The organism is Kocuria sp. KH4 (genome assembly GCF_053711175.1).
This window is the reverse complement of record NZ_JBSJYX010000016.1, coordinates 36,768-49,205: the sequence shown is the minus strand read 5'-3', so window position 1 is coordinate 49,205 and position 12,438 is coordinate 36,768. Positions and strand designations below refer to the sequence as shown.

Sequence of the window (12,438 nt, the reverse complement as noted above, 5' to 3'; positions counted from 1 at the left end):
CAAGTTCGGCCTGTTGCGGTATGGATCTCAGGCCTGGGGTGCGATGTCAGGTGCGTGGGAGGTCTTGTGGGTGCGACACAATGAATTCCGTGCCATCCGTAGTTCGCCCCGCAGGTCAGCCTGATCTTGTTGCCGAGGCCGCCAAGGTGTTCGGCAACACCGTCCGGCTGTCGATCATCAATGCCCTCAGGCAGGGGCCGGCGCTACGTGCGGAGCTGGTGGCGCGAACGGGGCTCCCGCCCCAGACTCTCGGTGCTCAGCTGGCCGAGCTAGAGGCTATGGATGCCGTGAAGGCAGAGGCGCAGCACAGCCGTGGTCGGCCGATGCTGTACTACGCGAACCACGCCCGGCTCGAGAGGCTGCTGTTGGCTCTCACGCAGTATGTCCTGGCGGATGCCCGGGGTGCGGATGCGGAGACGCGCATCAACCCCCATTGATGTTTTCCCATGCCGAGCACCCTTTCGAAACTATGTTGAACATGTTCAACATAGATCCTACGGGCAGTCCGCCTAGGCCTCAAATGCTGTACGGCACGTTCTACCGCTCGCGCTGGTCCTTCTCGATGACCTCGAGAATTGCCTGAAGGCCTTCGGGATCGATCTGCCCAAGGGCTCGGGCGGCAAAATTGCGGACCTCGGCTCGTCGAAGGGCCCGGACCGTGGCCAGCTCCTGCTCGACCTGCTGCGGCAGCGGGCCGTCCTCCTGAACGAGGTATCGGGGGTCCACGCCAAACACCTCCCCCAGTGCCCGGAGCAGTTTCTCGTCGGGGCGCACCCGGACGTCTGCTGTTTTCAGGTAGTGCCATTTCGTACGGGAGATCGCCACGCCGCGGTCTTTGAGGCCTTGCTGGATCGTGGTGAAGTCGTAAGTTTCGCCGGCTTCGGTGCGCAGGGTGTCCAGCAGCAGGTTGATCTTGTCGGCCAAGATCTCGGCTGAGCGCCGGCGGTCCTCGTCTGCCACTTTTCCGCTCCTCATGTCACGATCCAGGCGTAGATACTGCCCAGGAAAGCCAGCCCGTAGATGAAGCCTGAGATCACCTGCGGCCCGGTGTGATCCTGGAGCCGGATACGGCTCCAGCACACCGCCAGGCCCACCGGAACGAACAGCAGCCCGACCACACCCCAAGATGTTGTCAGGGCAACAATAGTTCCGCCCATCATCATGCCGTGCCCGGAGATCTTCCACCACGGACTCACCACAGCGATCACCAGCCCGGCCAGGAACGTGGCCACGAGCAGCGCCACGATCTCGATCGGTCCCTGCAGCAGGATCGCCGCCGTGAGGTAGCTGAGGACCAGCGCGAGTACTCCGGCCATCACCGGGCGGCGGTGTTCCTTCACGCTCACATGGTGGTCGGTGAGGATCCCTCGGCGCACCAGCATGAGGACCACGGCCAGCGGAACTCCGCACACGATCAGGGCCGCGCTGATTCCCCACCACAGCGAGGCCGCCGTTGGGTTCGCCCCCCAGGGCAGCGCGATAAGCAGTGCCGCCAGCAACACCGGAGGCTGGAAGACCTCCGTGGCGGTTCTCTCCCAGCGGGGGACGACGATCGAGGTACTCATGATGTGAGTTCAAATCTCCTCTCGGCGGCCTGAAGAGCACACCGTTGCTTTTCTGACAGGCCCACGTTCTCTGCCCGCAGGGCGTCTTCGACGGCAATGAGGGCGCTGTAGAGAACCTTCTGGGGATCAGCCGACAGAGCGCTGCACCAGCCGGGAGGGCGCCCACCAGGGCTCCACCGGTTCGCGCCGAGTTGGGTCCACACCGGGGCGATCCTCAAGATGTCCAAGCGCAGACCCATCTTCAGGCGCCGGCCTTGGGCGTAGAGACCCAGCCACGCCACGGCCAAGCACACCAGCACGGCCCCGGGCAGGAAGACCGGACCGAACGAGGCCCGCATGGCCACAGCTACAGCATCCCACGTGCCTGAATATCCCAGGACTGCGTAGCCGGCCTCGAGCGTGCAGCCGAGCACGAGCAGAGAACCTCCCACGCCCAGGCCGAGTAGCCCCGGCCACAGCAGGCGGCCGTGCCCGGGCTGGCGCAGGGTGAGTTCCCGGAAGGCGACACGGGCAACATCGGCGGCGTTCCAGGCTCCCATCACCATGATGAGCAGCGTGTAGACCAGGGTGCCGCCCTGGGCAAGGTGGTCCGGGATGAACGCTGTCGAGGTCGGGCCCCGGTCGATCGAGAAGAACGCTGCCGTCAGCCCCAGCAGCAAGGCGCTACCTATGGTGGCCTCCCGCAATGTCCGCGCCCGGCTCCACTGCTTGCGCTGCAGGGATTGGACGAGGGCCGCCCGCAGGCACCATACGGCGCTGAGTGCGAGCAGGTTACGCACCAGGTGGAAGATGTTCTCCCCGCCCAACAAGGCATCCACGGTCCGTTCGGGAACCATGACCCCGTTGGCCGAGAAGGCCAACGCTGCCAACGCCGTGCCCACCCACACGAAGTCCACTCGGCGCCGCCGCGCCACTCGTGGCAGACGAACGACCACTGCCACGGCAGCGAAGAGGCACGCCACGGCCTTGAGCAGACTCAACACCGCTCCGAGGCTCATCAGAAGGCCTCGAGCAGAGGATCCACCTGCTGGGTCAGCCGGGCGGCCAACCTCGTGGCGGCGTTCTCCGCCGCGATCTCCTGGGCCGTCCAGGTCGAGGAACGCCCGAGAAGGGTCTTGATCCGCCGGGAGCCCCCGATGTGGGCGAAGGCGTTCCCCAGCGTCAGTTCGCAGCCACCGTGCATGAGGAGAATGTGTCCGTACTCGTGCAGGATCACGTGCCGGCGCAGCAGCTCGCTCTCACCAGCAGCATGGAAAATCCAGGACCGCTCAGCCATCTCCAACCACAACCCCGTGACGTCCTGACCCAACCACGCCGGCGCCGGCTCGATGTGGATGGGCTTGCCGTGCCGACGCTGTACCTCTAGATGAAGACCCTCCCAGGTGAGATGGTCCGGCAGCTCAGCCAGCACATCGGAGTCGGAACGGGAAACAGTTCCCCCTAGCCAAGACATGCCCTCCAGGTTACCTGGAGTTTGAACATGTTAATTTTGAACATGTTCAGAAGCTGTATGGTTGATGCGGCACACCCAGGTAGGAGCCTTCACTGCGTCTTTACTACGTCAAGTTCTAGAAACACGGGGGTAAGGAAATCATGGAGACACAGCTCAAACCGCTACCGGTTGCGGTTGCGGTGTGCAACGATGGCCTCATGACCGAGTACCAGCAACCGAAGCTGCAAGGACACAAAGTGGCACTGTCCACACGTGTGTCCCCTGAGCAGCATCGCGCGGCCGTCGAAGCGTCTCATCGAACGGGACTCAGCATGGCCGAGTACATCGGTGCCTTGATCGACCGCGATGCAGGACGGCCTAACAAGCTCGACAACAGGGAGGAGCCGCGCCTACCGCTGGCTAATTCCGCTTAAACGACTGACGGCCCGCCTTGGCAGGGCGGGCCGTCGAAGTCATCCGGCTGTCGCAAGTTTGGCGACCTAGACAGCCGTTTCAACAGCTAACTGAATCGGAACCTGTCATGAACCCAATACCAGGGGACTGTTGTGTCTCCTAGTGTACCTGAGGCGCGTCCGCAAATGGACCCCGCCCTACTCGATGTTGCCCTTTTTTGCCCCGAGACCCCGGCCCGCCGGTTCTTGGCGCACCACCGGATTGAGTATTTCCGGTGCGGTCAGACCAAGGCGCAGGCGTTTCCAAACCGTGGGCGGCCTGCTGGGGAGTTCGCGTTTCTCCAGATCAACCCGGCCGACTGGCTGAACTTCCTCGTCGTGGACGTCGATGACGAGGTCGCGTTGTTGAACCTGATGCACCCGGCCGTGCCCGAGCCGACCTGGATCATCGAGAACCCGGACACCGGTCATGCCCAGGCAGGGTGGGCGATCGAGCCGGTCTACCGGGGCGAGGGCGCTCGGCCGGGTCCGATCCGCTACGCGGAGGCGGTGCAGCGGGCCCTGGACCGGCTGGTGGACGGGGACCCGTGCTTCACCCGGTATCTGGTGCGCAACCCGGCCGCTGCGTTGCCGGCCGGGCGGGTGTGGTGGGGCCGCAGAACGACCCCCTGGTCGTTGGGGGGTCTCAAGGCGCACATGGCCGAGTACACCGACCCGTTCCACGACGAGACCATCGACGGCCCCGCAGCACCAGCCTGGGACCCCGGCACGCCCCTGCTGGGACGCACCGGCATCCCGCGAGCATCTGTCACGGACACCGCTACGGAGGTGGGGCGCAACACCGCGATCTTCCGCGCCACCCGCCGGTGGCTGTGGGACCAGCGGCAGAGCCGCCACCAGACCCCCAGCGAGGCCGCCTCGATCGCCCACGCGAGGGCGCTCAACGCCCAGCTGCCCCACCCGCTGCCCGATGGGGAGGTTGCCTGCCTGGCGCGCTCGGCCGTCCGTCAGGTCAACGCTGGCAAGGGACGCCCCACCTCCACCAGCGGCTCAGATGCAGCACACGAGTACCTGTCCCGGATGGGACGACGCGGCGGGAAAGCGAGGACCGAGGCCAAGGCGCGGGCGGCGGCGGACAACGCCGGGAAGGCTCGCCAGGCGCGCACTGACCGGGCGGGGCAGTTGCGGGCTCAGGCGGTGCGGCTGCGGGCGGCGGGGGCGACCTACCGGGCCATCGCCGAGGCCGTGGGGCGCACCGCCCGCACGGTGATGGCCTGGCTGAAAAACGCGCCCATCTACCATCCCGAGGTAAAGAGTGAAGTTCTCCAAGCAACAGGTATTGGCTCCGCCCCCAGGGTTTCGCAGGTCCCCTCTCCTACTCTGGGGGAACCCCCCGTCCCAGCAGCTGATGAGGACGCCCCCGTGATGAGTGGACCCGCCTACCAGTGGCCTACAGGTGCCCCGCCGGGCGAACCTGACCCCGACTTCCGAGACCGCCTCCGCCCCGAGGACCGCGGCCTCGCGCTCTGGGTGCCCCTGGATTTCTTGGAGGACTACCCCCTCGGCTCCGGGTACTGGTCTTTCACCACCGCCTCCGCTTACTGGGAGACGGTCAAGGATGGGCCGTTCCACGGCACGGCCCTGGGTGGCCGGGAGTTGCACGTCACCCAAGTCGGTGCCCGCCTCGGCGAGCTCCACGGGTTACGCGTCCCCCATCTGAGGGCCGTGACCTACGAGGTCACTCGAGTTGCCGGGGAGAGCCGCTGGTCCGCACGGTTTCCCGGTTACATCGTCCACTGACCGGGCGTGTACGGGGGGAGTGCCGCAATGCTTGGGGAGCACGAAGCCCCCAAGCATTGCGGCACTCCCTGGCCGTTAGGTGGTCTGGTTCGGTATTCAGAGGACATCGGCGGGTGGGGACAGCGGGGGCGGCACTGCCTGTGAGGGGGTGGCGGGGGGTCTTTATACTGTGTGGGGTTGCTGTGGCGCTCATCACAATCCGGTCAGGAGCCTCCCTTTATGGCGGTACTCGGTTCAGTAGTGACCTGTGGCCTGATCACGGCCGTGCTGGCCGGCCCGGCCGTTCCTGCCAGCACGGGCGGGCAGGAACGGGCCGCTGCGACGGGAACGACCGTCAGTGTTCGGGTGCCGCGACGGGCTGGTGCCCCGCAGACGACAGAGCACCCCGAGGAGCTGGTGAGCCGCTCCCCCAGCCGGCTGGCGGAGAACATGCCCGCCAGACTCAGCCTCCCCACGGAGGGCGTGTCGGCCGGGGGCGGGGCCACGATGATCCCCCGGGACCCCGCCAGCGAAACCGGTGTCCGCCAGGACAAGGTGGTCAGCCGCGGTGAGATCGCCGTGATCGCGGTGGCTGGTGGTGGGCTGTTGGCCCTGGTCATCAGTGCCGTGGTGGCCCGTCGCCGCGCACGAGACACACGGCGCCGCCGGGATCAGCGATGACCACCCTCCCAGCGGTCCTCCCCCGCCCGTGGCCTGCGGCGCAGGGTGGGCTGCACCGGGGGTGAGCGATGAGGGGTGTGTGGTGGATGATCGGGTGATCGCCCGGGCCCAAGCACGGATGATCCGGGCTGCGATCACCGGCGCGGGCTGGAGCGCCTATGACCTGTGGTGGGCTTACCGTCGGCTCGGGGGTGGGATCGGGCGCTGGGAGGTCGATGCGTTCCTCCATCACGCGATGCACCTGGGTGCCCCGGACCGTGACTGCCTGGCCCAGGTCACCAATCAACTGGTGCCCGGGGCCGGTGTTCCCTGCACCTGGGCCTTCCCACCCCTGGTGGAGTGAGGCCCTGGCCCCACCCGCCATACCGACACTGCAGGCTCCCCCCCCCCCCCCCGGCATGGGTGGGGGTGGTCGCTGCCCTGCCGGGGGTGTTGTCGGGAAAGGGACTCCTGGCTTCCCCCTCCCCTGCCGCCCTGGTGCCCATGCCCGGTGCAGGGGGCGATTCCCCCTGGGGTCCGTTGGCGGGGTGAGCACCCCAGGGCGTATCGGAGCCCCCGTTCCTCCCGCTGTGTACCCGCTACGGCTTGCTGATCGTGGAGGGCATCGAGAACCCCGGATCCTGGCTGGCCGCCCGGACGGCACCCCCGCCGGTCGCAGCACCAGCGTGTCGCCGTCCAGCGCCGCGCAGCAGCTCGCGCGGCGGTCGAACGCTATGCGGCCCGCATCGCTGCCTCCACGACCGGCGGGGGTGCCGTACTGGCGTCCTTTCCCGTGCTTCACCCCCGGTGGCCGTTCCGACAGCGGTGGGCCGCTCAGATCGCCGCCGGCCAGGCTGAGGTGGTCGGTCAGTGGGGGCCCTCGAGGGGCGGGCGTGAGGCAAAGGAGGGCGCCTCCCTGGGGCGGGGTCAGATGGAGGCGGCAGGCGTAAACTGGACGAACACAGCCGACCTCGGCCCCGGCGCCCCTGCTACGTCTCGGGTCCGGAGCTGGCTGGGGGCGGACGTCCGAGGGTGTGGAGCACCACCATGGAACCGGAATCCACTGTGGCCGAGTTGACGACGGTCTTCGCCCGGGTCCAGGGCATGCTGCTGTCCCAACACGATGCCACCGATGCCGTGCAGCAACTGGCCCAGGTCGCCCGGGACCTCATCGACACCGCGGTCGGAGCCGGGGTGTCCTTGCTGGAGGCCGAAGACACGAAGATCACCACCGCGGCCACCGACGCGGTGGTCGAGGCCGCCGACGCGGCCCAGTACGAGCTCGGGGAAGGCCCCTGCCTGTCGGCCTGGGCCACCGGGGCCGCCCAGCGCATCGACGACACCGCCATCGACACCCACTGGCCGCGCTGGTCCGCAGCGGCCGCGAAACTGGGGGTGGCCTCGGTGCTGAGCACCCCGCTGATCTTCCGCGGAGAGACCATGGGGGCGCTGAAGATCTACGCCACCACCGCCGGCGCCTTCAGCGCCACCGATGAGCGGATGGTGGGGCTGCTGGCCGGCGCCGCAGCCACCCTGCTGGGGGCCGGCCAGGGCCCGCAGGCCCCGCACCGCCTCAGCGCGGCCCTGCAAGCGGCCCTGGGGGAGCGCCAGGCCACGGACATGGCCACCGGGATGCTCATGGCCCAGCACCACCTCGGCGCCCAGGACGCCCGCCGATGGCTGCTGGAAACCGCCGCCGCCCAGTCCCGACCCGCCCCCGAACTGGCCCGCGAACTCCTGGACACCGCCGAGGACCCCACCGGGCGCAATCCCACCCACCCCGGCCCCACCGGCCCCAGCCCCTGAGCGCCGAGACCGCGGGGGTTCCTGCACCGAGAGCAGAACCACCACCGGGCACAGCACCGGGCACAGCACCGGACTGCTTGCGGGCACGGGAAGACGAGGCAACGGCATGGACGATCAGGCCGCCGGCAGGGAACAGGCCCGATTACTGGGAGCGGCCCTGCACCGGGCCGGGATCGAGATCCACGGGCTGTGGCTGCAAGCCTTCCGGTTGGGCGGCAACCTCAGCGAACTGGAGATCGAGGCTTATCTGCACCACTGCCTGCACCTGGACCCGTTCCACCGGGACCTGCTGGCACATGCCGCCAACCACCTCATCGACCAGCTGCCCCCACCCAGGGCCCCCTACTCCACGGAGCTCCTGTTCGGTCACCGCCGCGACCCCGACCCGGGGTCCCCGCCGGGGACTGAGTCCGGGAGCTCCCCCACCGGCGGCTGAAACACCATCGAGCACTGCCGGTGAGGCCAGGAGCGGTGGGTAAAAGAGCACTCCCCCTAGAGTAAGCCTACTGATAAAGGCATTTCCGGGTGCAGGTGCGCCCGGGCCGGCCCCGCACCGCACATCTGATCCTGCCCCAGCACACGAGGACTCTCCCCATGACCGACCCTGCCTACCAATGGCCCGTCGGGGTGCTGCCTGGCGGCGGCCTGCCCGATGTCGAGGACCGGCTGAGCGTGGAGGACCGTGGGCTGGCCCTGTGGGTGCCCCTGGACTTCTTGGACGGCTACCCCGCGGGCTCCGGGTACTGGACCCTCACCACCGGGCCGGACTATCGCGGAATTCTCCAGCACGCAGAATTTCCCATCACCAACCTCGGCGGCCCCCAGTTGTCAGCGGCCGAGGTGAGAGCCCGCATCGGGAAACTTCTGGGCCTGGGCTTCCCCCACCTCACCGCCGTCAGCTACCAAGTCGTCCGGGGCGAGGGTGAGGCCAAGCGCTCAGCGCGCTTTCCCGCCTACCTCGTCCACTGACGTTGCCTCCACCTCCAGCACCGGGAACTGGAGGGTGGCCGCAGCAGCGACCTCCCCGGTCCGCCTGAATCATCACCGTCACACAACGTGCACGAACGCAAACGTGTTCTACCCTGGGGGCATCGATCGGCAACGGCCAGTTCCCCTCCCGCAGACCGAGGCGTTCCTGCCGGCCACGGGGAGTAGATGCTGATCGAGGATGTTCCGATACCTTTCGCGTGCGGGCATCGGGTGGGCCCTGCCGCCCCCTTTCGGCTGGGCAGGGCCCACCCCCCCCTTTTTGAGACCAGGCACCTGGTACGGGAGGTCATCGCGACCGCAGCGTCGGCCCTCCGGGTAAAGGACAGACCGGGGAGGGGTCCCGGGCCTTGCGGGTCAGAGGCCTTTCGCCGAGGCCCAGTGTCCTTCTGGTGCAGGTGGAGGTGTCTCATCCCGTGACCAGGACGCCGGGGAGGACGGCAGCTGGATGTGCGAAGCATCGGAGCCCGAGGCCCTCAAGGCCCGAGACCAGCTCCAGCACGTGTTGGCCGCGGAGATGAGCTGGCATCACGCGGTGCTGGAAGGCCTCGCCCCCAGCCCGGCGGCCATGGCGGACACCGACCGGTACGTAGCCGGTGACATCGACCTCGACGAACTCACCCGACGCTCCCAACAACGCCGCGAACACCCGTGACCCACCACCCTGAGCACACCCCTGGGACACCCGGTCCTGTGCAGCGCGCTGCCGTTCGGGGCGCAGTGTCCACCGAGGGTTACCCTGATGCTCTCCCCCAGCTACACCACCGACTGGGCGGAATCGCGCACTGTCAGTTGAGTAGGTGGTTGTCTGCTGCGGTGCTGTGTCTAGGTAAGACCCAGTTCCGGCGCCTACCCTGACGACGTCGATGCGTGGCCTGGAACCTGCTGGACGTGAACGACAATCCACCGGCAGGCAGGTCCCCTCGGTGTGCGTCCCGGCCTGGCCGCTTCGCGGACGCACGGGGGCCCCGCTGATGTCCATGGCGGGGCCCCCGTCTGCGGCACCGCAGATCACTCTGGTGTCGATGCCGTCTCACTACTGACCTCGGGCACCGTTGAATCCGCCGGTCGATGCCGTGTGCATCCTGACCCTCAGGCGCCGATCAGAGGGTCAGGGCCCCGGTGTGCGCGTCCAGACACGGATCACGGTGCAGGCCGGGAGCTTCACGCCAGGCCGTAGCGGGCGCGGGTGCGCCGCACCAGCTCCTGGAGCTGGAGATCTCCGGCGGCGAAACGCTCCAGCTCCGCCCGGGTCGCTGTGGTGAGGTGACGTCCCTCCATGGCCGCGCTGTGCACCACGACGGCCACCTGCTGGGCTCGGTCGAGCTCAAGGGCCAGCGGCAGAAGGTGCTGGTAGGTCATGGAACCTCCCCTGATCGGTGTGCCGGGCGGTGCCGTGTACAAAACAGTTTCCCATCCCCTCCGCCATCTTTGTCCTGGTTCGTCGATCCACCAGGATGCCGGGGTGCTGCCCGGCCGGCCCCCACCCCTGTCCCGACCCGGTCGATGCTCCAGCCCTCAATCGCGCTGGGACACACCGGGGGGCTCAGCGCTGGGTGGACCAGTACGCCTCGAGCCGCGCCATGGCGTCTTCGGGGGTCATCGCGGCGACCTCGGGGGCGCTCAAACCGACCTGGGTGATGAGGCGGCGGGCAAGCCACTCCGGGACGGGCTCCACCGGGGCCGGTTCCGGGGTGGCCTCCAGGTCGGCGAAGAGACGGCCCATGGACTCCAGTACCGCGGTGAGAGCGGTGGCCTGAGGCGAGGTGCCCAGGGCGGCGACACGGGCGGTCATCTCCTGGTAGACCTCATCATCGGATCGGGCGCCGGCGGCCCAGACCTCGGCGACATCGATCACGGTGGCTCCGACGGTGTCGGTGGTGGCTCGCCACACGATGCGCCAGTCCCGGTCCCCGACCACCAGTTTGCGGAAGCCGATCAGGTCCCCCAGCAGTGGCTCGCCGGCCTCGACGGAGCGTTCCAGCAGGAGCATCTTCTTGAAAGCCCAGCGCACGATCTGGGGGTCCTTGCGGTGCAACCGGTGCAGGTCGGCGATGGCGTCTTCGGTGAGCCGCACTACCGCCCGTGGAGCATCCGCGGTGGAGGCCCCGGGAGCGCTCACGGCCTGCCGGCGGCCAGATCGGCCTCCAGTTCCGCCTCCAGCTGGACCCGGTCCAGGCCGAAGGCGGTCAGGGCCTCATCCAGGGAACCGCGCACTCCACTGTCGGTGGCAGCACGCACGATGACCAGGGCCGCATCACGCAGATCCCCCTCCAAGGTACGCAGCTGCTCCAGCTGGCGGGCGCTCACCACGGCGGCCACGGTCTTGCCGTGGCGGGAGACCACGACCTCCTCTCCGGCCTCGGCGTCCTTGATTAGACCGGCCACGCCGCGCTGGGAGGCCTCGGTGACCGAGATGGGATGGGAAAGATCCAGAAGAGACATGCCCAAAGTATACAGTTTTCTGTACAGTTCAGGGGACTGGCGAAGATCGCCGGCCAGGCCGCCGGGAAGATCCCGCCCGCGTATGGCGCCGTGCACTGGTGCCAGGCCCCGGACGAGTACGGGGACTAGCGCAGAGTTCGCTTGCCAGTAACCGGTGGTTTGAAGCTCGAGGCCGTCGCCGACCTACATGATGCCGACCCGGTGGCCATCCGCCACAAATTCTCCGTGGTGCAGATGCGCACCGTCCTGGAGCACAACGGCTTCCCCGCCATCCCGGTGGAGGACGAGGTGGTCCTCCAGCAGCAGATCCTGGTCTCCCGGTCGTTCCCGGACCAGATCTGGGATCCGGAGGTCGTTGGTGCGGCGGTGGCCGAGTTCGCCCAACACGCCTCCCGCCGGCTCCGGAAGGAAGGCGAGGTCACTGGGCAATTCATGGTGTTCGCCAGCACCTCACCGCACCGGCCCGGACCCGAGCACAGCGTCTCCGCGCACGTGCGCCTGGCCGTGCCCACCGGCGAACCCACTCCCCTAGTGGCCGCGGCCCGCGCGGCCTTGGTGCCCAAGCCCATGCACGGGATGCAGCACATGCGCGCCGGCATTCTCTGCACAGGCCTGGCTCCTGAGGGGTCGGTGCCCGTGCTGACCGGGATCCTCGAGCAGCCCGCCCAGATCGGAGAGCTCGTCGACGCAGTCAACCGCCGCTTCTGCGCCGGCACCCTCGCCCAGGGCCGACTCGGCGTCCACTCCCCCGCCCCCTGGGCCAACCACCAAGCCGACCTCTCCCCCAGATACACCACCGACTGGAACGAAATGCGCACCGTCAGCTAATCGGCATCTCACCACCTCCGACACTGCGTTGATGCGCGGCATCCCCACGTACTTTTTGGCGCGGTCGATTTTCTGAAGTGCCCCGGACGCTCACGACATTCATCATGTACCACAGTGGTACCACTCAGGTTTGGTACCACTGTGGTACCAAACTCCAATGACGGTTCCTTCGCCCTGCCAAGACGGGGGATTTCCCCCTCATATCTACAGGTGCTGCCACGTAGCGGAACTCACTTGATTGGGGACGATAGTGGTGCCTGCAGAGCCGCCCTACGGCGAAATCTAGACATGATGGTGCCGCACCAACAGCATCGGGCACAACACCATAGTGGTACTAAAGTGGTACCAACACCGCACTAGTGTGGTACTCTAAGTTGGACGTGAGTAGTTTTATGTGGCCGTAGCGCTTTTCAGGCACGGACCTGACGAGCTGTTTACTCGACTTCTGTTGGGAAGTGTCCACGGCAGCGCCTGAGCATGAAGGTGCCGTGCCGACGACTACCGGCACGGCACCATGCTGGTA

17 protein-coding genes are annotated in these 12,438 nt (G+C 67.6%); 10 read left to right on the top strand and 7 right to left on the bottom strand.

Annotated elements, in window-relative coordinates:
- Window positions 1-89: 89 nt before the first annotated feature.
- Window positions 90-437 carry an ArsR/SmtB family transcription factor gene (locus ACWCOM_RS12345; protein ID WP_454549036.1) on the top strand — a complete coding sequence of 116 codons (348 nt, stop codon included), beginning with the start codon at window positions 90-92 and terminating at the stop codon, window positions 435-437.
- Between the two features lie 100 nt (window positions 438-537).
- Here ACWCOM_RS12345 and ACWCOM_RS12340 read toward each other — a convergent pair whose 3' ends face one another.
- From ACWCOM_RS12340 to ACWCOM_RS12325, 4 genes are read right to left on the bottom strand one after another with little or no spacing between them, the layout of a single operon-like run.
- A complete protein-coding gene (locus ACWCOM_RS12340) occupies window positions 538-960 on the bottom strand; it encodes a hypothetical protein (protein ID WP_454549035.1) in 423 nt (140 codons plus the stop codon).
- An 11-nt stretch (window positions 961-971) separates the two neighbouring features.
- Window positions 972-1,565, bottom strand: a complete 594-nt coding sequence (locus ACWCOM_RS12335; protein ID WP_454549034.1) for a hypothetical protein — start codon at window positions 1,563-1,565, stop codon at window positions 972-974.
- Window positions 1,562-2,563 carry a hypothetical protein gene (locus ACWCOM_RS12330; protein ID WP_454549033.1) on the bottom strand — a complete coding sequence of 334 codons (1,002 nt, stop codon included), beginning with the start codon at window positions 2,561-2,563 and terminating at the stop codon, window positions 1,562-1,564. Before ACWCOM_RS12330 ends, ACWCOM_RS12335 begins: the two co-directional genes overlap by 4 nt.
- A complete protein-coding gene (locus tag ACWCOM_RS12325) occupies window positions 2,563-2,976 on the bottom strand; it encodes a hypothetical protein (RefSeq protein WP_454549032.1) in 414 nt (137 codons plus the stop codon). Before ACWCOM_RS12325 ends, ACWCOM_RS12330 begins: the two co-directional genes overlap by 1 nt.
- Window positions 2,977-3,158: 182 nt before the next feature.
- Between ACWCOM_RS12325 and ACWCOM_RS12320 the strand changes: the two genes are divergently transcribed.
- The 8 genes from ACWCOM_RS12320 to ACWCOM_RS12285 all read left to right on the top strand — a co-directional run bounded on the left by ACWCOM_RS12320 (window position 3,159) and on the right by ACWCOM_RS12285 (window position 9,297).
- Window positions 3,159-3,431, top strand: a complete 273-nt coding sequence (locus ACWCOM_RS12320) for a hypothetical protein (protein WP_454549031.1) — start codon at window positions 3,159-3,161, stop codon at window positions 3,429-3,431.
- Window positions 3,432-3,596: 165 nt separating this feature from the next.
- On the top strand, window positions 3,597-5,210 hold the full coding sequence (locus ACWCOM_RS12315) for a replication initiation protein (protein WP_454549030.1): 1,614 nt from the start codon (window positions 3,597-3,599) through the stop codon (window positions 5,208-5,210).
- 396 nt (window positions 5,211-5,606) lie between these two features.
- Window positions 5,607-5,870, top strand: coding sequence for a hypothetical protein (locus ACWCOM_RS12310; RefSeq protein ID WP_454549029.1), 264 nt, complete (start codon window positions 5,607-5,609; stop codon window positions 5,868-5,870).
- A gap of 61 nt (window positions 5,871-5,931) precedes the next feature.
- On the top strand, window positions 5,932-6,213 hold the full coding sequence (locus ACWCOM_RS12305) for a hypothetical protein (RefSeq protein ID WP_454549028.1): 282 nt from the start codon (window positions 5,932-5,934) through the stop codon (window positions 6,211-6,213).
- Between the two features lie 683 nt (window positions 6,214-6,896).
- On the top strand, window positions 6,897-7,655 hold the full coding sequence (locus ACWCOM_RS12300; RefSeq protein WP_454549027.1) for a GAF and ANTAR domain-containing protein: 759 nt from the start codon (window positions 6,897-6,899) through the stop codon (window positions 7,653-7,655).
- A gap of 106 nt (window positions 7,656-7,761) precedes the next feature.
- Window positions 7,762-8,091 (top strand): hypothetical protein, encoded by a 330-nt coding sequence (locus tag ACWCOM_RS12295; RefSeq protein WP_454549026.1) that lies wholly within the window; start codon window positions 7,762-7,764, stop codon window positions 8,089-8,091.
- Between the two features lie 158 nt (window positions 8,092-8,249).
- Complete coding sequence (locus ACWCOM_RS12290; RefSeq protein WP_454549025.1) at window positions 8,250-8,624, top strand: hypothetical protein; 375 nt, start codon at window positions 8,250-8,252, stop codon at window positions 8,622-8,624.
- A 466-nt stretch (window positions 8,625-9,090) separates the two neighbouring features.
- Window positions 9,091-9,297, top strand: coding sequence for an antitoxin VbhA family protein (locus ACWCOM_RS12285; protein WP_454549024.1), 207 nt, complete (start codon window positions 9,091-9,093; stop codon window positions 9,295-9,297).
- A gap of 509 nt (window positions 9,298-9,806) precedes the next feature.
- Here the strand turns inward: ACWCOM_RS12285 and ACWCOM_RS12280 are convergent.
- The 3 genes from ACWCOM_RS12280 to ACWCOM_RS12270 all read right to left on the bottom strand — a co-directional run bounded on the left by ACWCOM_RS12280 (window position 9,807) and on the right by ACWCOM_RS12270 (window position 11,087).
- Window positions 9,807-10,004, bottom strand: coding sequence for an antitoxin VbhA family protein (locus ACWCOM_RS12280; protein WP_454549023.1), 198 nt, complete (start codon window positions 10,002-10,004; stop codon window positions 9,807-9,809).
- Window positions 10,005-10,188: 184 nt separating this feature from the next.
- Complete coding sequence (locus tag ACWCOM_RS12275; RefSeq protein ID WP_454549022.1) at window positions 10,189-10,719, bottom strand: hypothetical protein; 531 nt, start codon at window positions 10,717-10,719, stop codon at window positions 10,189-10,191.
- Window positions 10,720-10,760: 41 nt separating this feature from the next.
- A complete protein-coding gene (locus ACWCOM_RS12270) occupies window positions 10,761-11,087 on the bottom strand; it encodes a type II toxin-antitoxin system Phd/YefM family antitoxin (RefSeq protein ID WP_454549021.1) in 327 nt (108 codons plus the stop codon).
- 234 nt (window positions 11,088-11,321) lie between these two features.
- Here ACWCOM_RS12270 and ACWCOM_RS12265 point away from each other — a divergent pair, with 234 nt between their 5' ends.
- The gene (locus ACWCOM_RS12265) at window positions 11,322-11,915 is read left to right on the top strand and encodes a DinB/UmuC family translesion DNA polymerase (protein ID WP_454549071.1); all 594 of its coding nucleotides are present in this window, start codon (window positions 11,322-11,324) and stop codon (window positions 11,913-11,915) included.
- Window positions 11,916-12,438 lie beyond the last annotated feature (523 nt).